The organism is Rhizorhabdus sp., from assembly GCF_018006725.1.
In the GTDB taxonomy this organism is placed as follows: domain Bacteria; phylum Pseudomonadota; class Alphaproteobacteria; order Sphingomonadales; family Sphingomonadaceae; genus Rhizorhabdus.
Map to the genome: position 1 here is coordinate 1 of NZ_JAGMXV010000076.1, position 19,763 is coordinate 19,763.

At 64.5% G+C, this 19,763-nt stretch carries 22 protein-coding genes; 9 read left to right on the plus strand and 13 right to left on the minus strand.

Translation table 11 applies throughout. The features are described from left to right. The first annotated feature begins 261 nt into the window (after positions 1 to 261). Complete coding sequence (locus KAY22_RS12195) at positions 262 to 510, plus strand: hypothetical protein (protein ID WP_159367705.1); 249 nt, start codon at positions 262 to 264, stop codon at positions 508 to 510. On the opposite strand, the gene KAY22_RS12200 is transcribed toward KAY22_RS12195, so the two are convergent. Both KAY22_RS12200 and KAY22_RS12205 read right to left on the minus strand, forming a co-directional pair. Next, positions 507 to 998: a MarR family transcriptional regulator gene (locus KAY22_RS12200; protein WP_069336894.1), complete on the minus strand. Its 492-nt coding sequence runs from the start codon at positions 996 to 998 to the stop codon at positions 507 to 509. The genes KAY22_RS12195 and KAY22_RS12200 overlap by 4 nt on opposite strands. Next, on the minus strand, positions 995 to 2,263 hold the full coding sequence (locus KAY22_RS12205; protein WP_234792244.1) for a GNAT family N-acetyltransferase: 1,269 nt from the start codon (positions 2,261 to 2,263) through the stop codon (positions 995 to 997). The genes KAY22_RS12200 and KAY22_RS12205 overlap by 4 nt, the downstream gene beginning before the upstream one ends. Before the next feature lie 228 nt (positions 2,264 to 2,491). Between KAY22_RS12205 and KAY22_RS12210 the strand changes: the two genes are divergently transcribed. After that, on the plus strand, positions 2,492 to 3,607 hold the full coding sequence (locus KAY22_RS12210) for a LysR family transcriptional regulator (RefSeq protein ID WP_069336895.1): 1,116 nt from the start codon (positions 2,492 to 2,494) through the stop codon (positions 3,605 to 3,607). Between the two features lie 58 nt (positions 3,608 to 3,665). On the opposite strand, the gene hcp is transcribed toward KAY22_RS12210, so the two are convergent. Then, on the minus strand, positions 3,666 to 5,306 hold the full coding sequence (gene hcp, locus KAY22_RS12215) for a hydroxylamine reductase (RefSeq protein WP_069336896.1): 1,641 nt from the start codon (positions 5,304 to 5,306) through the stop codon (positions 3,666 to 3,668). Positions 5,307 to 5,435: 129 nt separating this feature from the next. On the opposite strand from hcp, the gene KAY22_RS12220 reads away from it, so the two are divergent. The 5 genes from KAY22_RS12220 to KAY22_RS12240 all read left to right on the plus strand — a co-directional run bounded on the left by KAY22_RS12220 (position 5,436) and on the right by KAY22_RS12240 (position 10,531). Then, positions 5,436 to 5,882, plus strand: coding sequence for an Rrf2 family transcriptional regulator (locus tag KAY22_RS12220; protein ID WP_020820434.1), 447 nt, complete (start codon positions 5,436 to 5,438; stop codon positions 5,880 to 5,882). 249 nt (positions 5,883 to 6,131) lie between these two features. Continuing rightward, the gene (locus KAY22_RS12225) at positions 6,132 to 6,770 is read left to right on the plus strand and encodes an NAD(P)H-dependent oxidoreductase (protein ID WP_069336897.1); all 639 of its coding nucleotides are present in this window, start codon (positions 6,132 to 6,134) and stop codon (positions 6,768 to 6,770) included. A gap of 157 nt (positions 6,771 to 6,927) precedes the next feature. Beyond that, complete coding sequence (locus tag KAY22_RS12230) at positions 6,928 to 8,145, plus strand: L,D-transpeptidase family protein (RefSeq protein ID WP_069336898.1); 1,218 nt, start codon at positions 6,928 to 6,930, stop codon at positions 8,143 to 8,145. An 8-nt stretch (positions 8,146 to 8,153) separates the two neighbouring features. Next, entirely contained in the window at positions 8,154 to 9,641 is a 1,488-nt protein-coding gene (locus KAY22_RS12235; RefSeq protein ID WP_069336899.1) for a thymidine phosphorylase family protein, read from the plus strand. Then, positions 9,638 to 10,531 (plus strand): ribose-phosphate diphosphokinase, encoded by an 894-nt coding sequence (locus tag KAY22_RS12240; protein WP_069336900.1) that lies wholly within the window; start codon positions 9,638 to 9,640, stop codon positions 10,529 to 10,531. Before KAY22_RS12235 ends, KAY22_RS12240 begins: the two co-directional genes overlap by 4 nt. Here KAY22_RS12240 and KAY22_RS12245 read toward each other — a convergent pair. From KAY22_RS12245 to KAY22_RS12255, 3 genes are all read right to left on the minus strand, one after another. Beyond that, positions 10,528 to 12,102, minus strand: coding sequence for an MBL fold metallo-hydrolase (locus tag KAY22_RS12245; protein ID WP_296623762.1), 1,575 nt, complete (start codon positions 12,100 to 12,102; stop codon positions 10,528 to 10,530). The genes KAY22_RS12240 and KAY22_RS12245 overlap by 4 nt on opposite strands. A gap of 201 nt (positions 12,103 to 12,303) precedes the next feature. Then, on the minus strand, positions 12,304 to 12,747 hold the full coding sequence (locus tag KAY22_RS12250; protein ID WP_021224309.1) for an ion channel: 444 nt from the start codon (positions 12,745 to 12,747) through the stop codon (positions 12,304 to 12,306). Positions 12,748 to 12,850: 103 nt separating this feature from the next. Next, complete coding sequence (locus KAY22_RS12255) at positions 12,851 to 13,741, minus strand: division plane positioning ATPase MipZ (RefSeq protein WP_234792246.1); 891 nt, start codon at positions 13,739 to 13,741, stop codon at positions 12,851 to 12,853. Positions 13,742 to 14,148: 407 nt separating this feature from the next. Between KAY22_RS12255 and KAY22_RS12260 the strand changes: the two genes are divergently transcribed. Then, positions 14,149 to 15,095, plus strand: a protein-coding gene (locus KAY22_RS12260) for an IS630 family transposase (RefSeq protein WP_159367704.1) whose coding sequence is annotated in 2 segments (ribosomal slippage) — positions 14,149 to 14,485 and positions 14,485 to 15,095 — 948 coding nt in all. Because the reading frame shifts where the segments join, the coding sequence is not laid out codon by codon here. Positions 15,096 to 15,235: 140 nt separating this feature from the next. Continuing rightward, a complete protein-coding gene (locus tag KAY22_RS27935; RefSeq protein ID WP_366514084.1) occupies positions 15,236 to 15,652 on the plus strand; it encodes a PilZ domain-containing protein in 417 nt (138 codons plus the stop codon). Here the strand turns inward: KAY22_RS27935 and KAY22_RS12270 are convergent. The 7 genes from KAY22_RS12270 to KAY22_RS12300 all read right to left on the minus strand — a co-directional run. Then, positions 15,570 to 15,842, minus strand: coding sequence for a DUF1971 domain-containing protein (locus KAY22_RS12270; RefSeq protein WP_099232202.1), 273 nt, complete (start codon positions 15,840 to 15,842; stop codon positions 15,570 to 15,572). The two genes, KAY22_RS27935 and KAY22_RS12270, sit on opposite strands and share 83 nt — an antisense overlap. Before the next feature lies 1 nt (position 15,843). Next, entirely contained in the window at positions 15,844 to 16,530 is a 687-nt protein-coding gene (locus KAY22_RS12275) for an alternative oxidase (RefSeq protein ID WP_159367703.1), read from the minus strand. A gap of 27 nt (positions 16,531 to 16,557) precedes the next feature. Next, positions 16,558 to 16,953: a group III truncated hemoglobin gene (locus tag KAY22_RS12280; RefSeq protein ID WP_069336907.1), complete on the minus strand. Its 396-nt coding sequence runs from the start codon at positions 16,951 to 16,953 to the stop codon at positions 16,558 to 16,560. 190 nt (positions 16,954 to 17,143) lie between these two features. Beyond that, entirely contained in the window at positions 17,144 to 17,524 is a 381-nt protein-coding gene (locus KAY22_RS12285; protein ID WP_069336920.1) for an STAS/SEC14 domain-containing protein, read from the minus strand. Positions 17,525 to 17,675: 151 nt separating this feature from the next. After that, a complete protein-coding gene (locus KAY22_RS12290) occupies positions 17,676 to 18,752 on the minus strand; it encodes a hypothetical protein (protein ID WP_069336908.1) in 1,077 nt (358 codons plus the stop codon). A gap of 227 nt (positions 18,753 to 18,979) precedes the next feature. Then, positions 18,980 to 19,273, minus strand: coding sequence for an HU family DNA-binding protein (locus tag KAY22_RS12295; RefSeq protein ID WP_069336909.1), 294 nt, complete (start codon positions 19,271 to 19,273; stop codon positions 18,980 to 18,982). 270 nt (positions 19,274 to 19,543) lie between these two features. Continuing rightward, positions 19,544 to 19,763, minus strand: a 220-nt coding sequence (locus tag KAY22_RS12300; RefSeq protein ID WP_296623761.1) for a hypothetical protein, incomplete at its 5' end; no start/stop codon positions are given.

Sequence of the window (19,763 nt, forward strand, 5' to 3'; positions counted from 1 at the left end):
TCGATCCATCGCCGCCAAATAGGACGGCACCACGATCTTCTTCGACATGACCGACTCCTTTCTTGCCAACATCTGGTCAACAAAGGATACCCTCGCGTCGAAGGCCGGGCAGCAGCTAAGCCACAAGCGCAGGCGCATGTCGTTTCGCATGTTACCAGCCCCGGCTCCCGCGTCCCACGCGGGGGCATCGGGACCTCCCGACGATCGGCGGAAGACGGTGACAGGCACGGGATGAAGGCAGGGTCAGACACGCACAGACACATGATCGCCGTCGTCCGGCGGCTCGAGGAAGCGCTACGCCTGCTCGACAAGATGGATCGCGGCGACAGTGATAGCGCCGCCTATATCGAACGCGCCGTTCAGCGCGCGAAGCGTGAGCTGCGATCGGGCTCGATCGCTGCGCCCCTTCCCTCGCTTTCGCCCCGGCATTCGCTTCGCGCCAGGTCGTCCGTCGGCCCTCGCGACCGTCCCCGGCGAATGCAGCAGACAGACGGCGCGCAGGAGAGCTAGCGCACGATCGGCGGCGGCGGCCCTTTCGCCGTCAGCCGGCCGATGAAGGTCATGATGCGCCAGCGCCCTTCTCCGCTCAGCCGGATATAGGTCAGCCTGTGGTCCCGTTCGTCACGCTCGCGCTCAAGCAAGCCCAGCTCGATCAGCTTGTGCGCCCAGCGCCGCGCGGTGCTGGACGGGACATTGCTCATCGGCGACAGGCTGCTGATCTGGATCTTCTCTCCCCGCGCATCGGCCGCATAGACGTCGAGCAGGATGTCCCAAGCGGGATCGGAGAAGAGGTGCGCGCCCAGCACCTCCTCGCGCAAGCGGCGCGCCATGAACAGCCAGGCCGCCAGTTCGGCGCCGGGCGGAGGCGTCCCCGGCGTCTGGCTTAGCGCCGTGAAGGCCTCCGGCTGTGGCTCTGCTGCCGGATCGGCCCGACTGTCGCCGCCTTCGTTACCAAAGAACCTGTCTCTCCCATGATGTTTGGAGGCCTCCTCGCTCATGCGGCCGCTCCTCCGGACTGCAATTGGGGATGATCGCTCTCCTCGCGGCGCCGGTTCGGCCGAGGGCCGGGTTGACGCAATGGCGCGCGGCACCTCGAGCGGTCGAGCGGTCCAGGCCGGTCCCACTCGCCTTCCGGGCGGATCAGCACATAAGGATCCTCGCCGATGTCCAACCGCGCATCCTCCGGCGCAAGCGCCGCCTCCAATTCGACATATTCCACATCGGAGAAGACGAAGCTGGGTCGGCCCGGGACAGCCTTGAACCCGAAGAGCCCCCAGAAACGCGTCAGGTCGCTGCGCGAGTGACCATAGGCGCGGCCATACCCCTTGCGCCGGCAATAGGTCAGCGCTTCGCGCACCAGCCTGAACGACAGCCGCGACGTGCGAAATTCCTTCCGTACGGCAAGGCGCTCCAATTTGACGAAGTCGGCAAAGTAGCGCACCCGGAGACAACCAGCAGGCTCGCCGTCGATCTCTCCGATGAAATGCGTGGCGCAAAAGTCATTGCCGTCGAATTCCTCATCGGACGGGCACTCCTGCTCCGACATGTAGGTTGCCGCCCGCACCGAGAAGCACTTCATCATGTCCTCCATCGTTCGCGCGACCCGCACCGCAATCTGTCCCGACGCCCTGTCGGCCGGTGTCACCTCGAAGGCGGGGCAGCCCGAGCGCGGCGGCAGCACGAGCAGGTCGGCACCGGCCGCCTCGTAGTGGCTGCGCGCCGGGGCGAAACCCATCCGCGGAAACAGCCGGGCAGTGTGACCTGTCGCTGCCCGCGCGAAGAGCGGGCAGCCCTGGGGGGCGAGCCGGCCCAGCAGGGGAGCGAGCGCGCGGAGCGCGGGAACAAGCGCGTGCGGCGCGAAGATGAGCCAGATGTAGATGGCGCTCGGCTGCTCGCCCGGCCGGCAGACCAGCGACAGGTCGGGATCGCTGGCATTGAACCGCCCTTCCACAAGCGCTTTGGCGCCCTTAGCTGTGAGCGGCAGGAAAGCCAGGAACGCCTGGCAGTCGGGTCGCGCACCCGGAGCCTCGACGAACTGGATGATCTCGCGGTTGTGGGCCAGCGCGCGCGCGACGATCTCGTCGGGGACCAGGCCATGGACATGTTCGCGGGCTATCGCCAAGGCGCGCAACGCCTCCCCGATCCCTGCGGCCCGGCTGGTCGGGAGCTCGCCTGTCCCGGCAACGGCCTTCATCATGCGCACCGTAAAGGCCATGGGACCATAGCCCTCGACAGCTTCTGCTCCGATCGTCTCGTGATACATGGTGTTCCCTTCCGCGTCTGAAGGGTTTCCCAAATATTGGAGGCGCTTCGTCTCGTGGCGATCTCATCGCGCGCCCGGGCGGGAGCATTATGAACACACCCCGCGAGCGATGGCTGGAAGCCTGAGCGCACAAACATCCGTTTCGAAGCGATTAAGTTGTTGCCGCCAGCGACAAATGGAATGAGATAGGACAATCGATAATTGGAGCGGAGGCGGGGTAGGCGATTGATGACGTCACGCAAGAAGCCGATCGACGCTGCATCCCGGACAAGAGCCCTTCCCGCCAATCCCGCCGCACCGCCGGTTCGCTCAGCCGCGCGGCGCAGCGCGACAAGCTTTCAGGACAGGCTGCGCCGCATCGACTGGCAGGACCTGGAGCTGTTCCTCGAAGTCGCGGAAGCCGGCAGCCTGCGCGCCGGAGCGGCGAAGACCGGCCACGCCGTCGGCACGATCCGGCGCAGGCTCGCGCGCATCGAGGACAAGCTCGGCGATATCATCGCGCACCGCGATCCCGCCGGATTGCAGCTCACCTCATCGGGCGATCGGCTCCTGAACGTAGCTCGCGAGATGCGCCGCTCCCGTCAGTTTCTGGAGCAGGAACAAACGGCCTCCGGCACCCGGGACTGCGTGCGCATCGCGGTAACCGAAGGTCTTGGCACATACTGGTTGATGCCGAGGCTGGTCGACTTCCAGAATGCAAACCCCGAAATCGATGTCGTTCTCCACTGCGACATGCAGCGCAGCGACGTGGCCGGCGGGGAGTGCGATATCGCCATTCAGCTCGAGCACCCCAGCGAGGGAAATACGACGATCTGCCGCCGGCTCGGCTGCCTGCACCTCATGCCTTTCGCATCGGAGCGCTATCTCAGCGACGCCGGCATGCCCCGTTCCGTCGATGACTGGCCGCGTCACAGACTTGTCTGGCAGGAGGCCGACCAGGTCGCCTCGCACCTGCTACCCTATTTTCTCGGCACCACCGACATAGACGGGCCTATCGGCATAAGGACCAACAGCAGCTCCGCCCATTTCCGCGCTATCGCCGGCGGCGGCGGCATCGGCATATTGCCGACCTACGCTCGCGCCGTCAGCCGCAGGGTGAAGCCGCTCGACATAAACCTGCAGCTGCGCCGCGAGATCCTATGCGTCATCAACCCGGCGCGCGAAGCCGTCCCGGAAGTGAGGCTGGCGCTCGCCTGGCTGCAGCAATGCTTTTCCGGTGAGCTCTACCCGTGGTTCCGGGACCAGTTCGTCCATCCCAGCGACTTCGAGGACATACTGTCCTCACAGAAGGTCATCAGCCTGTTTGAAGGCTTCATCGATGCGATGAACGCCGACGAGACTTGAATATCTCCGCCAGGATGTCGCCCCCGCATGGTCCGCGATGCGGGGGCGACAGCATTGCTCAGGCTGCCTTCAGCATGCGGTCGAGGTCGCTCGCCACTTCGCCGGTCGGCCGGATGTCGAACTTCTCCACCAGCACTTCGAGAACCTCCGGCGTCAGGAACTGCGGCAAGGTCGGGCCGAGATGGATCTTTCTGATCCCGAGGTGCAGCATCGTCAGCAGGACGGCGGTCGCCTTCTGCTCGAACCAGCTGATGGCGTAGTGGAGCGGCAGGTCGTTGACCCCGCAGCCAAGCGCATTGGCGACCGCTACGGCCACCTGGATCGCCGAATAGGCATCGTTGCACTGACCCATGTCGAGCACACGCGGCACGCCGGCGATGTTGCCCAGCTCTTCGCGGTTGAAGCGGAACTTCCCGCAGCCGAGCGTCAGGATAAGGCTGTCCTGCGGCGTCGCCATGGCGAGGTCGTGGAAATAGTTGCGGCCCGGACGCGCCCCATCGCATCCGCCGATCAGGAAGAGATTCTTCACCTCACCCCGCCCGATCATTCCGAGCAGCGTGTCGGCTACGCCCATGACGGTGTTGCGCGCGAAACCCGCGGTGATCACTTCTTCCGGCGCATCTTCGGCAAAGCCCGGCAGTTCCAGCGCCCGTGCAACCGCCGGCGAGAAGTCATGATCGACAATGTGGCGCACGCCGGCCCAGCCCACCGGCCCCGCGGTGAACAGCCGATCGGCATAGCCGCGAATCTCCGGATTGATGAGGCAGTTCGACGTCATGACGATGGCGCCAGGGAACGCCGCGAAGTCCTTCTGCTGATCCTGCCATGCCCCGCCGTAGTTCCCCGCCAGGTGCGGATAGCGCTTGAGCCCGGGATAGGCGTTCGCCGGCAACATCTCGCCGTGCGTATAGACGTTGACGCCCTTGCCCTCGGTCTGCTGCAGGATCATCTCGAGGTCGCCGAGGTCGTGCCCCGACACCAGAAGCGCCTTGCCCGCTTTCGGGGTCATGCGCACGCTCGAGATCTCCGGATGCCCGAAGCGGCCGGTGTTGGCCGCGTCGAGAAGCTCCATGACCTTCAGGTTGAGCGCGCCGATCGCCAGGGCCTCGCGCAGCAGCGCGTCGACGTCCGTTGGATCGGTGGCGAGAAAGGCGGAGATACGATGGAATTCGGCAACCACCTCGGCTTCTTCAGTGCCGAGAACGCGCGCATGTTCGCTGTATGCCGCCGTGCCCTTGAGCCCGTAGAGGATCAGATCGCGCAGGCCGACGATCGAGGGCCCGTCGCGGTCGACGAAACGCTGGATGCTGGCCATCGGTGCCGCCGCCGAAAGCTCGGCCAGTGTCGCGCCAGGCTCCCACGTCGCGGGCTCAGGCAGGTCTGAGAGGTCAGCGCCGGCAGCCATCGCCGCCGCATGGATTTTTTCCCGCATGCGCAGCGCCGTCGCGATCAGCTTCAGGAAACGCGCTTCGTCGAAATTGACGTTGGTGAGCGTGGTGAACCAGGCATGGGGCGTGAAGGCATCGACTTCGGCGTCGCGGACGCCCTTGTCCGCCGCGCGGGCGGCGACCGCGGACACGCCCTGCATCACGCGCAGCAGCACGTCCTGGAGATCGGCGACAGTGGCGGTCTTGCCGCAGGACCCGACCTTGACCGCGCAGCCACCCTTGTTCGACTGTTCGCATTGAACGCAATACATCGGATACCTCTCGATAAGTGGAATGTACAATTCCGCTTAGACCCGACTCGCAAAGTTGAATTTGATCAGAATCAAAACAGCGACGCGGATAAGATGGCATAACGATGCGGTCCTCAACGGCCATTTCGCATGCAACTGACCCGCCACACCGACTATGCCTTTCGCCTGCTGATCGATCTCGCCGGCCGGGGAGACGAGCGCACGCAGATCGCGCAGGTGGCGCAGGCTCAGGCGATCTCGCGCACACATCTGATGAAGGTCGTCAATCGGCTCGCGCGAGCAGGGATCGTGGAAGCGACGCGCGGCCGCGGCGGCGGGGTCCGCCTCGCGCGCGAGCCCGCCCTCATCAATCTTGGCGAAGTTCTCCGCACGACCGAGCCGCAATGCGCGCTTGTCGAATGTTCGGATTGCCGGCTCCGCCGGCGCTGCGGTCTTCCTGCCGTGCTCGACGAGGCGGGACGGGCCTTCCGCCGCACGCTGGAGAGATACAGCCTTGCGGACATTTTGCCGCAGGCAACGACAGAGCGGGCCGGTCCTGCGAAGTTGACCGGTGAACTCGCCTCACTATCGGCCTGACGAACCGGCTGCGATCCGGTCTTCTTTGGCGATCGTCTTGGAAACTCAACAGCCCCTGGCAGGTTTGAGCGGGTAGCGAGTAATCGTTTTTGCGCTAGCCGATTGCGGAGGAAGGATCGATCTTCAGTTCGAACGCTTGCGGCCCGATCGTCCTACGCGTGTCGTCGAGGAATTGATCCACGCGATGGCAAGGACAACCGCGCGCAATGCCGTGGCAACAGGATGTGAAATTCAGCGAGGAGCGTGACAATGGCCCCACCCGCCGTCGACCACACAATCGTTCTGGCCCATCCGGATCAGGACAGCTTTTGCGCCAGCGTGGCGCGGTGCTGGCTGGAACGTGCGCAGAAGCATCATCAGACCGGCACGGTGCTCGACCTCTATGCGGAAGGCTTCGACCCGATCCTCAAGGCGAACGAACGGCCGGGCAAGCCTGATTATGCCCCGCCCCCCGAGATTCTTGCCGAGTGCGACCGGCTCGCTCGAACCGACGTCCTCGTGCTGGTCTATCCGATGTGGTTCGGCTCCATGCCCGCCATGCTCAAGGGTTATCTCGAGCGGGTGCTCGGCAACGCCGCGCGCTATGTCGGGGACGAGCCCCACGAGCGTCCGCTGAACGGCACACGGCTCGTACAGATCTCGACTTCCTCGACAAGCAGCGCCTGGCTGGCCGAGAAGGGAGTAGAAAGCGCCATGCATACGCTGTTCGACCGATATCTTTCGGACGTTCTCGGCGCCGAGCGCGCCTACAGACTTGCCCTCGACAATATCGTGGACGGCATGTCCGCCGATCGCGGCGCGATGGAACTCGAAAAGGTCCGGCAAACGGCGGACCGCATCTGCGCCGACGCTAACGCGGCGCGCTGGGCGCAGGCACAAAGCCGCTAGCTCGCGCGTCGGCTCTGCACGCCTCGCTAAAATATCGGCGCACGGCGGTGGGCCCTGGTTTCGCGACTTCCCGGCGAGCCCCGTGTTACTCAACCATTGCTCACCCTCGTAACATTCCGCATGGTCTCCTTCGCCCGGTTTCGCACATGGCGGACGCATGAAGCGCACTTTCTCCATACTCCTCCTCCTCCTCCTGATATTTGCCCCCAGCTTCACTTTCGCAGCTTCCGAGCCGCAATGGACGGAGGCGCAGACGGAGCGCCTGATCCATTGGATGAAAGCGGCGGACGCCGAAGGCCTCGGAGCCGCGGCGGTCGGCCTTCCGGCGCTGCAAGCCGCGGTCAACCGTGGCGACGACGCCCGCCGCGATGAACTCGCGACTGCCTCCGCCGTCCGGCTTCTGCAAGCGCACCGCAATGGCTGCTGCAATGCCGCGCTGCGCTCGAACTGGCACATAGCCGAGCCGTCCGCCTGGCCCGATCCTCGCGCCAGCGTGTCCACAGCGCTCGCCCAGGATCGGCTCGACGATCTCTTCCGTACGACACGGCCTTCCCATCCCTTTTACCACGCGCTGTCGCAGGCCTATGCGCAAGAGAGGGACGCCAACCGCCGGGCCATCCTTGCCGCAAATCTCGACCGATGGCGGTGGATGCCGCGGCAACTCGGGGCGCGCTACCTGCTGGTGAACACCGCCGCTTTCGAGGCAAGCCTGTGGGAGGACGGCAAGCTGGCCGGCCGGTGGCGGGTCGTTGTCGGCAAGACGGGGTCGCCGACACCTGTGTTCCAAGCCAGGGTCACCGGCGTCATCTTCAATCCCTGGTGGGAAATCCCCCCGAGCATCGCCGCCGAGGGGATCGCCCGTCTTGTCGCTCACAATCCCGCCGAGGCGGCGCGACGCGGTTATGTGCGCGAGAACGGGCGCTACCGCCAGCGTCCCGGACCCCAGAACGCCTTGGGGCGCATGAAGCTCGTCATGCCCAACAGGTTCAACGTCTATCTTCATGACACCCCTGCCCAGGCGCTGTTCGAAAAGGAGGTCAGGGCCTATAGCCATGGCTGCGTGCGCGTGGGCGATGCCCTCGGACTCGCTGCAACCCTGCTCGGCCCTGGATGGGACCGTGCCAGGGTCGACACAGTCGTGGGCTCCGGCCGCACGCAGAGCGCGATGCTGCCCGCTGCTCTGCCGGTCTATATCACCTATTTCACCGCCGAACCCGATAGCCTTGGCGGCGTGCGCTACTTTCCCGACATCTATCGCCGCGATCGGGGCGCTGCCACACCTGACGCGCAAGGTCGCTGCCCCTTGCAGACGGTACCCGCGAAGCGGCAGATCACGCCGCAGGACTTTGATCGCATGCGGCCCGAAAGGGTTTGAGGCCGGCCATGCTGAAGATCCGACGCCTGGCGATAGACACCCATCCTGAGAATACCGCTTTTCTGCCGCGGCAGGGTAATGGCTACTCGGCCGAACAATTTCAGGCGCTGCGCAAGATCCGCATCACGGGCGAGAGCGCCGAGATATTGGCGACCCTGGCTCTGGTCGACGAGCCTGCCCTTGTCGAGGCTGGTGAAATCGGCCTCGGCGAGCAGGCCTTTCGCCGCCTTGGATTGCCTGAGGGGGCTGCGGTCTCGATCGAGCAGGCGCCCGTTCCCGCGAGCCTCGAATCGGTCCGGCGCAAGATCGACGGCGACACGCTCGATGAAAGCGAGATCGCCGCCATCATTCGTGATGTCGCCGGCCACCGCTATTCACCGATGGAGATCGGGGCCTTTCTGGTTGCCTGCGCCGGCTTCATGAGCACCGAGGAAACGCTCGCCATGACCCGCGCGATGGCGGCCGTCGGCAACCGGCTCGACTGGCACGCGCCGCTCGTCGTCGACAAGCATTGCATTGGCGGCATTCCCGGGAACCGCACGTCGATGATCGTCGTGCCGATCGTCGCCGCTCATGGCCTCATCATCCCCAAGACCTCCTCGCGCGCGATCACATCCCCTTCCGGCACGGCGGACACGATGGAAGTGCTCGCCAATGTCGATCTGCGCGAAGACGAGCTGCGCGCGATCGTCTCGCGCGAGAAGGCGGTGCTCGCCTGGGGCGGGCGCGTGAACCTCTCTCCCGCGGACGATGTGCTGATCTCGGTCGAACGGCCCTTGCGCATCGACACGTTCGAACAGATGGTCGCGTCGATCTTGTCGAAGAAGCTGGCGGCGGGGTCCACCCATCTCGTGCTCGACATCCCCGTTGGTCCTACCGCCAAGGTCCGCTCGCAAAGTGAAGCGGTACGGCTGCGCAAGCTGTTCGAGCACGTCGCCGACAAGCTGGGGCTCGTCATCGACATCGTGCTGACCGACGGCTCGCAGCCCATCGGCCGGGGCATTGGACCCGTGCTCGAAGCCCGCGACGTAATGGCCGTGTTACGCAACGACGCCGATGCGCCGGAAGATTTGCGCGATCATGCCTTGATGCTGGCGGGGCGTGTCCTCGATTTCGATCCGGCGCTCAAAGGGGGGCGGGGGTTCGCCCGTGCGCTCGAGCTGCTCGCCTCGGGGGCGGCACTGGAGGCCATGGAGCGGCTGATCGCTGCCCAGGGCCGACAGCCCGCGGAATTCAAGCCGGGCGCGCACATCCAGGAAATCTGTGCCCCCCGCGACGGCCGTGTCATCGCGATCGACTGCCACCGGATCGCGCGTATCGCCCGGCTTGCCGGAGCGCCCATGGACAAGGGCGCCGGCATCGACCTCATATGCAAGGTCGGCGCCGAAGTGCGCAAAGGCCAGGCTCTTTATCGGATCCACGCCCAATCGGCGACCGGGCTTGGCTTCGCCCATGACCTGGCAAGGGAAGACGCCGGCTACGAGATTGTGCGATGAACGCGCTCGTACTCGGGTTTTCCGAAAGCCTGGAGGCAGCCGAACGACTTGCCCACGCGCTTGGCATTGAAGCGGCGGCCGTTGAAGTGCGCCGCTTCCCCGATCACGAGGCCCTTGTGCGCGTGCCGGCCGCCGCCCCCGTGGTGATCCTTCACCGTTCGCTCGACGATCCCGACGCCAAGCTCGTCGAACTGCTCCTCGCCGCTTCGGCCGCCCGCGAGCTTGGCGCCCGGCGCGTCGTCCTGGTTGCGCCATATCTCGCCTATATGCGGCAGGACCAGGCGTTCCGCGCCGGCGAGGCGGTGAGCCAGAGAGTTATCGGGGGGCTCCTCGCCAGCCATTTCGACGCTCTGCTCACCGTCGATCCGCACCTGCACCGTATTTCGAGCCTGAGCGACGCGGTGCCGGGCATACCCGCCGTTGCTCTTTCGGCCGCGCCGCTCCTGGCGGAGCTCGTTGGTCGTGACGACAATCCGCTAATCGTCGGCCCCGACAGCGAATCGCTGCAGTGGACCCGGACGATTGCCGAGCCGCTCGATCTCGACATGCTGGTCGGGACGAAGCAGCGGCATGGCGACCGATCCGTATCGCTCGCGCTAGACGGCGCGGAACGCGCCCGAGGGCGCCGGGTCATCCTCGTCGACGACCTTGTCTCGAGCGGTCACACATTGGTCGAGACCGCGAAGCTGCTGCTCTCAGCGGGTGCCGCCCGCGTCGAGGCGATCGTCACTCATTGTCTCGCATCGGACCAGGACCTCGCGCGACTGACGGCAAGCGGGATCGAGCGCCTGGCGAGCAGCGACAGCATTCCTCACCGCACGAATCAGGTGCATCTCGCGCCCCTGCTCGCGGACGCGCTGGAAGCTCGCAACCTGCTTTGCCTGCCCTAGCGTTCTTGTCTTCCCGACGGCTTCGCGCCGGCGGACGCGCGCGCCTTACGTTCCTCGCGTAACGCATTGTAGCTGTCGAGGACGCGGCGCATGTCGTCGAGCGCTTCGCGGCGCGCCCGCGCGCTTTTGATCGAATAGAGGTTGCGCTTCAGGTTGGTGATGAAGTCGGCATAGTCGTTCTGCCAATCCTCGCCCGCCAGCTGGTTGAGATCGACGCGGCCGGTCTCGAGCCGCTTGGCTGGCGCGCCTGGCGGAAGCGCAAACCGCTCGCCCATCTGCGGCGCGATGACGCTGGCGGCCGGGTCGTCGCCCTGTACGAGCGCGCGGAGCCCTTCTACCGCCTGGCCCTCGCCATGCGAAAGGAACAGGCTGCCACCAAGCTTGCCTCTGTCGCGGATCCAGTCGTGCAGCTCGTCGCGGTCCGCATGCGCGGAATAGCTGTCGATGCGGCGGATTTGCGCGCGCACATTCACGTCCTCGCCGGAGATCCGTACTCGTTGCGCGCCGTCCAGAATGACGCGGCCAAGCGTTCCTTCGGCCTGGAAACCGACGAAGAGGACAGTCGACTCCCGCCTGAACAGATTGTGCTTGAGGTGATGGCGGATGCGCCCGGCTTCGCACATGCCCGACGCGGCCAGGATGATCGCCCCCGAAACGGTGTTGAGGCGCATCGATTCCAGGCTGTCCTCGACGTAACGGATGCTCGGATGGCGGAAGATGTCGCGACCGTCGACATCCTCCATCTCGTCGATATGACTCGAGAAGACCTTGATTGCCCGGCTCGCCAACGGCGGGTCGACGAAGATCGGCACGTTCGGGATGCGGTTAGCGTCCGAAAGTCGCGCAAGGTCGAGGAGCAGCTCCTGTGTCCGCTCGAGCGCGAAGCTCGGGATGACGAGGTTGCCGCCGCGCGCGATGGCTTCCTTGACCACCCCTTCGAGCTGCGCGCGGCGCTCGTCGATCGTGAGCTTCTCGCGCGCGCGATTGCCGTATGTGGCTTCGCAGACGACGTGATCGAGGCCCTTGGGCGCGGCGGGATCGGCGTGGAACGCCTTGTTGTCGGGCCCGAGATCGCCCGACAAGAGGATATGTGCCCCGCCGGCATAGAGCTCCACCGAGGCTGAGCCGAGAATATGGCCCGCGTTCCAGAGCCTGGCCTTGAACCCGGGGGCGGGTTCGAACCAGTTCCCGAGCGCGACCGGACGAGAAAGCCGCCACGCGCTGATCGCATCTTCTTCGGTGTAGAGAGGTTCGAACAGCGCGTCGCCGGCGCGGTCGCGCCGTCGGTTCCGGCGCTCCGCCTCATATTCCTGGATCCTGCCGGCATCGGCCAGCATGAATTCGAGAAGGTCGCTCGTGGCCTGTGTGCACCAGATCGCACCCTCATAGCCCTGGGCCGCAAGCTTGGGGAGAAGGCCGCAATGATCGATATGCGCATGGGTCAGAATCACCGCGTCGATCCTCCGCGGATCGAACCCGAAGCTGCCGAGGTTGAGCGCCTCGAGACTGCGCGAGCCTTGGAACAGACCGCAATCGACCAGGATCGAGCGGGCGCCTAGCGCGAGCTCCATGCATGAGCCGGTGACAGTGCCTGCCGCACCGTGGAACTTCATCGTGAGCTGATGGGTCACCTGTTTCCCTCTTGATTGATCTTGAGCCAATGCATTCCCGCCCCGAGCGGCGGGCCGAGCTGCAAGGGTCTGATTGTGAAACCCGCGCCTTCCTTCATGAGCAAAGGCGCAGGGCGGTTGCAAGCCAGCGCGTTTTTACCTTCATGGCAGCGCCTGAACCTCGTTCTCAAGCCCGCGGATCCGGCCGACGATGGCGACAAAGAACGCGGTCGACCATCCCAGAAGGATGAGGCCGTTCGCTCCCTCGATCGCGCCGAGCAGACGCCAGCGCTCGTCGAGGACGACATCCCCATATCCCACCGTCGTGTAGGAAGAGGTTGAAAAGTAGAGCGCCGCCTCGAAGCTCCTGAGCGCCTCGACGGCGATGTAGAAGCCTGCATAGAGCCAGATTTCAAGGGCATGGAGAACGAACAGGCCGCCGGCCGCGCCCAGGATCCCCAATCCTTCATGCCAGAGCGTGCGAACGGTTCGCCTTCCGCGATGACGGCGGAGCAGCGCGAGGAGAAGCGCGATCCCGCCAAGATGGATGAAGATGGTCAGCACCACCAAGGCAGTGGCGACCGCAAGTTCCAAAGACAGGTTCATGAGGACCGTTTCCACGCGCGGGCACTCTCGGGCCATCCGTGATAGTCCGTAGGGTCAGTGAAACAGCGCCTCTCTTCAGCACAACATGCTGGCGCCGTGCCCGTCAGGCATTCACCAGACACCGCCGGTCCGCCGGCGTCTCTTCCACCGTTGCAACCAGATTCCTGATCTCTTGCACGACGCGCGAATTGGGAAACGGAAGCGCAGGCAATGCCTTAAGATCGAGATGGGTCAGCCCCATCAGGAAGAGGTCGCGATAGGCGACTCGCTCGGCAAGGCCCTTGGTCATGCGAAAACCGGCTTCGGGGGCGATAGTCCGCAGTGCCGCTTCGACCCGGTCACGGTTATGGCTGGTTTCGCGCCGGAGGCGGTTCTCGAGCACGATCCAATCGATGCCGCCGAGCCCCTGCCGAAGACGCGCTTGCCTGATTTCGTTCACCGCCGTGGCAAAGCAGCCCGGTGACACGATGTCGAGCGTGAGGGGGTGCACGCGGGCCAGGAGGTCGAGATCGACGAAACTGGAACTGATCGGCGTGACAAGGATGTCAGCCAGCGCCAGAGCACGGCGGGCGATGGCCGAGTCATACCCCGGCACGTCGATCACGATGTAGTCGCAAGCCGACCCGATGCGCATCATCTCCTGACATAGCATCGCGCCGCTCGGGACCTGCAGAACGGCATGCCTCGGGCTCTTGAGCGGCGCCTTAAGCCGGCAGATCGTTCCGTCCCGATAGCCCAGGACGCGGGACAAGGTCTGTTGTCGTCGATCGAGATCGATCGCCGCGACGCTGTGGCCGCGATGGAGCAAGCCGACCGCCAGGTGAAATGCGATCGTCGATTTGCCCACCCCGCCCTTCTCGTTGGCGACGACGATGATCCGTGCTGGCAGCTTCCCGCGCCTGGCGATGTCAGCGACAATATTGTCGGGATGCTCGCCTTCGAGGCCGACGTTGCGCACACGCGAAGCGCTGGTGAGGAGAGGACCTGCGCTCATGGGCGGAAATTCCTGCCGGCCCCCCTGTCATAGGCGGTCTCCTGACCGCCAGGGCGCAAGCGCTTCGTCATCGTGACCACGGTTGTTCGTCCGGCCGATGCGAAGCCGCGCGAATAGAGGATCAAATCCATGCTCCCGACTGCAGCGCGTCGCGCCGCGTTCCAAGACCCACTCTAAAGCTTATGGCGCAATCGGATAGTTCGCGCTCGCTCGAGAAACCCTCTTCACTGTAAAAACATGTAAAGGTGGATGCCTTCGGCCCGCCATGTTGATCCGTGAGATGAGAGGTCGGATCGCATAGCAAGATCACTGTTAGAGCGTTTTTCGACCGCTTTGAATCGATGAGGGATTCCCTCTCCGCGTGATTTCTGATTCAGAATCCGTGCTGGTGAAGGAGGCCGGCATGGATGGGTCACGCTCTCTCGATGGATTTGCGGGTTCGGCTTCTGGCTGCGATTGCAGGCGGGCTGAGTTGCCGGGCAGCGGCGGCGCGTTTCGGCGTAGCACCGTCGACGGCGATCCGGTGGCATGCGCAGCAGCGCGGAACCGGCAGCGTTGCCTCCAAACCTCAAGGCGGAGATATGCGCTCGCGCCGTGTCGAGGAGCGATCTGCCGACATTCTCGCCCTCTGGGAAGCGCGCAAGGACATCTCGCTTGAAGAACTGCGCCTCGCCTTGGTCGAGGAGGGGCTCGCCATCTCGGTTGCCGGGCTGCATCGGTTTTTCGCGCGGCGGGGCATGACGCGCAAAAAAAGACTGGGCATGCCATCGAGCAAGACCGGCCCGACGTCCTGAGGCAGCGCCACGACTGGTTTGACGGCCAGATCGATCTCGATCCGGAACGCCTGGTCTTCATTGACGAGACATGGACTGCCACGAACATGACCCGTAGTCATGGGCGCTGCGCCAGAGGTCAGCGCCTGCGAATGGGCTTCCCGCATGGTCACCGCAAGACCACCACGCTGGTCGCCGGCCTACGCATGACCGGCATGGTCGCGCCGATGGTGCTAGACGGCCCGATCAACGGTGATTGGTTTGAAGCATATGTGGCGCAGGTACTCGTGCCCGAATTGCGGCCAGGCGACGTCGTGATCATGGACAACCTGTCGAGCCACAAACGTCCCGCAGTCCGCGACCGGATCGAGGCGGCAGGAGCAACGCTGCGCTTCCTCCCACCCTACAGCCCCGACTTCAACCCGATTGAGAAGGCCTTCTCCCGCCTCAAGGCCATGCTCCGCAAGGCAGGTGAGAGAACCGTCAGCGGCTTGTGGAGCCTCATCGGCAAGCTCGTCGACATCTTCCAGCCCAAGGAATGCGCCAACTACTTCAGTTCGTGCGGATATGACCCAGATTGATCGAAAACCGCTCTAATCCGGTTCAACATCGATCATGCTCACGCCCGCTCCGAGGCTTTACTCTTCTGGCTTTACATAATTTTACAGGCTTATCGGTGCCCTTCAACTTTTGCGAAAACGTTCCGGCGCAAGTTGCGGCCATGACGACGCCTCATAGATCTCGCCGGCGACAAAGCCGCCAGCCCTTGCGCCACCCTGCCCAGTTCAGGACGTCAACGCTCAAGGAGCCGGTCATGCTGGTGGATCTCTCGTCCGCCGGCTGCCGCATCGAGGCAATGGGCATCCACCTCGCTGAAGGCCAGCGCGTCGTCGTTCGACCGCAAGGTTTCGAGGGCCTCTGCGCGACGGTCATCTGGTCCGAATATGGTGCCGCCGGCCTCGCATTCGAGACGCCGCTCTACCAACCGCTGGTTGATCATCTTTGCCGGCTCAGCAATATGCCCCGCCGAGAGGCGGTGACGGTGGCGGGGACGCCTAGTTCGGCGCTTCGTCGTAGAAGTCCACCTGCATCCGCATCGGCCCGAGCGGCGTCACCAGATGCGGCTGCTGCGGCATGATCACGGCCGGATTGCCGGGCGTGATGACGACTTCCGATGGCGGCTCGAGGATGGTGAGCCGAAGCTCACCTTCCAGCACCCGGATCACGCCCCAGACGCCCGCCTTGGTGGTATGGCGGGCGCGGAGCGCGGCCGGTAGCGTGTCCTGATCGAAGACCGGGGTCGAGCGATAGGGCGTCGGAGCGCTCATCTCAGGCGGCCAGCCGGATTTGCTCGGCGTGCTCGGGATAGGGCGCGACCGTCTCCGCCGGCGCCAAGCCCGCGAGCTCGTTCGCGAACCCATGATTGACGTCGCGGTGATGTGCCTCATCGGCCCGCACGACCAGCACGACATCGCGCAGTGTCGCGCCCTCGGGCAGCTTCCAATAGTGCCGCGCGATCGCAGGCGCTGCCACATTTGCGCTACGCCCCTCATCGATCTCCTTGAGGTAGAGGGTGTAGCTGATCACCGCCTCTTCCTCGAAATAGCCGACCACCCGGTGCGCGGTTCGGTCGCTCACCAGATAAAGCGCGAAGAAGGCAAGGTAGAACACCCACTGCACGGCCAGGATCACCAGTCGCTCGAAAAGCGTCGGCTTGGCGACCTCGATGAAGGTCATCAGATGCATGCGCTCGTTCTCGGCTTCTTCCATGAGCGTCCGGATCCACCCCTTGTCGTCGCACATTCGGCGCAGGCACTTGAGGTGATTGACCGTCGCCCCCACCATGCCGGGCACGGCCGCCACCGTCTCGAGAACGATGGCCCGATGGCCATAACGCTTGGCGAAGAAGGTGTCGGCGCAGAAGCGAAGCATCTTCGTAAAGCCCAGAGCGACGCGATCGCGCATGTCGCGCGGCGCATGATGGACGTTGAGGTCGACGAGGGGAATCTCGGTCATTGGTTCAATCCTGTTTGCAACCGCGGCTCAGGCGGAATGGTGGTCCGGCTGGCGCTCCAGCCGGAAGAACATGGCGAGCTGGAGGCTCTCGGCGATGCGCGCGGCCTTGGCCTGCAGCGCGGCCGCGGCTTCGCGGCTCATCAGCTCGTTGCTGGTCTGCGCCCAGAGCGCGAGCCACCGCTCGAACAAGGCGGGCGACAGCCGGTCGCGATGCTTGAGATGAGCGGGCACCGGTTGGCCCTTGTACCGCCCGCTGCCCGTCATGACCGAGGACCAGAAGGCACGCAGCCTCGTCAGGTGCTCGGGCCAGTCGCCAATGGCGTCATTGAATATGGGACCGAGTTCCGGATCCTTCCGCACGCGGGCGTAGAACGCATCGACGAGCTCGCCGAGACCTTCTTCGTTCAACTCCAGATCGGGCACCGTACCAGCTCCAACGCGACGTGATCGTCGAGCCGCCGGATAAAAGGATCATTTCTCGTGCATCATTAGGAGTTGTACGGATGGCAGTGCATCTCAAGCGCTCCGACCCGTTGCGAGACCGCCGCGAGGCGCCGACCCACAGCCGCGCGTTGAGTGGCCGACGCTGCCTCGAGCGCGATCAGCCATCCTGCTAGGCCGCGGAAGGCGCGCCCTTGACCCAGGCGAGTGCTTCCTCGCGCTGCGCCGGCTCGAAAGTCTTGTAGCTGATAAAGGGCAGAACCGCGCTCTCGACCCGGGTGCCGATCCGCACCCATGTCTGGTCGGCAACGACCGCCACGCGTCCGAACCGTGTCAGCTTGCCGAAAAGGGGCATGGCGCGCGCCACATAGCCCGGAAGGCCGGTGAGCTCGATGCCGTCGATGCCGCGCGTCTCGACAAATATATGGATTTTCTCGTGATGGGCCATCGCTTGGTCGAGCCGGTCCATCATGGCGTCGAGATCGGCGCCCGTGATCTTTCCGGAAACCTCGAGCGCGATGACATCATCGCCAGCCTCGATCACCCTGTGCATGACGCATGCCTCCTTGCTTGCAAATGCCGCTTTGTCACCAGCATGCAGATCGGCCGCATGAGCTTCAAGCAATTGTGACGCGATCGGCCGCAGCGCTGCCCCGGATGATGGATAAAGCTGGCGGCGGTCACCCGCGCGACGGGCGAATGGGCTAATAGCGCCGATGCGCGCGCATGATCGTCCCCGTGGGACGCCCATCGCCAGCCCCAACCCCGACCAGGATGTCGACGCGCGGCCGCCGCAGCGTATCGACCGCCAGCGCAAGGGGCTCGTCCTCCTGCATGACCGCCGTGCGCGCCGGCGCGTCGATCCCGGCGAGCATGTCCGCGACGGTCCGCTCGGCCGGCGCAAACAGGCCGGCATTCCGGTCCGCGTCGGCCAGAATGTAGCGGGTAATGTCTAGGGCCGAAAAAGCCGCGACGGGACGCCCGTCATCGTCGAGGCAGATCGCAACCGGACGGCCGCGATCGAGCGCGCGCATCACGTCCTCGAGGCTCGAGGCGAGCGTCGCCGGGACAAACTCGGGCGCGAGCTTCGACGACAGAAGCTCGCCGTGCCCGCGGCCGTTTCGCGGCCGCGTCCGGAGCACCTGTCCGATGGTCGTATGGTGGCGGGTCCAGGCTGCCGTTTCCGGGCAACGCAAGGCGATCAACTCGACGATCTTGGCCTGCAGGTCACCCACATTCTGGTCGAGGATCGGCTCATGGTGCGCGACCCTGTTGCGAAACCGGTTGATCGACCTTGCCAGGCCCTGGACCTCGTGCCGGCCGACCGGCGGCCGCGCATGCGGGAAGACGATGTTGAGCGCCGTGCGCCAGAGGGCGTGGTATTCGGGTCGGAGCAAATGCGACCAGAAGTCGAAGGTGAGTTCCGCGACAATCTGCCCCCGCGATGCGCCGGCGCCCGCGCGTCCGATCGCCTTGTCGAGCGTCGCTCGTCCGGCATCTGTCAGGAGCCCATCGCGCAGCGCCGCCTCGTGCGGCCAGGTCTGGCCGTAGCGACTTACGAGAAGACCATCGATCGCGTTCCGCAGCGTTACTTCGACCACGTGCAGCGGATAGAGGAACGCCTTGGCGAGCCGGGCATTGTAGAGGTAGAGCGCCAGCGCGTAGCCCGTGTCATTGCCACCTTTGGAAAGGTAGGCGCCGAACCTCGGTTCCGACAGCGAGGCGCGAATCGCGTCCACTTGCGCCGGGAGATAGGGATAAGGAACTTGACTTTCAGCCATTCACGCGCAAGACCATAACAGCAGTCGAATCGGCCCCACTGGCATCGCCAAGCGCCCTCGACACGGAATATCGAGCACCAGGTCGGGCCAGTCCCCACCTGGTGTTTCTGTTTTCCGGACTCGCGGCAGGGGCGTGCCTTCCTCAGAAACGACGCCCGTTGTCACTGTTTTGCCATGGCGATCAAGCGACAATCGGCTGAAAACCGATCCTAAATGCGCTTCGTCGCTCAGTCAGCATGCGCATCGCCGTTCAAGCGCGCGCGGAGCGTCTTACCCGCCTTGAAGAAGGGAACACGCTTGCCAAGCACCGCGACGGTCGACCCGTTTTTCGGGTTTCGGCCCGCACGCGCGCGGCGCCACCGCGCTTCGAAGACGCCGAACCCGCGCAGCTCGACACGCCCACCGGCAGCCATCTGCCGCGCGATTGCGTCGAAGAACAGGTCGACAAGACGTTCGATATCGGCAGCAGCAAGCTCGGGATTGTCCTGACCCAAGCACCTGAGCAAATCCGATCGCACCATCAGCCGACTTCCCCCTTCATTCGACAAGAACAAATGCTGCAGCCCAGCCTCGCATGAGCGCGCCCTTGCCGCGTAGCAGATAAGGAAGAAAGAGAATATATCTGCTTAAGCGCATGCCGAAGACGAGTGACAGTAGGTTGCCCGTAGCGGTCCAATATCTGTCTGCAGGAGCTTCAGGTTCAGAAGCAACGCCGTGAGCTATATCTTCGCGATCGACACTTTAGCCGTGAATACGGGTGCCCGAGAATATGGAGGTCCGCGCAAGAAAGTTCATCGCCTTGGCTCTTGCATCCCGGGCCTATAGGAAAACAGCTCCTGGCGGAACGGTATCTGGTCTTTCCTCAGCACTTGCGAGGTTGGATCACCGGGCAGCTCGCTAAAGGATTCGAGCGAAGCTCGCCACGCCGTGAGGAGCAGCGCTGTTGCTTTGTTGACCGGATCGGATTGTCGGCGCGGCGCCGACAATCCGATCCGGTCAACAAAGCAACAG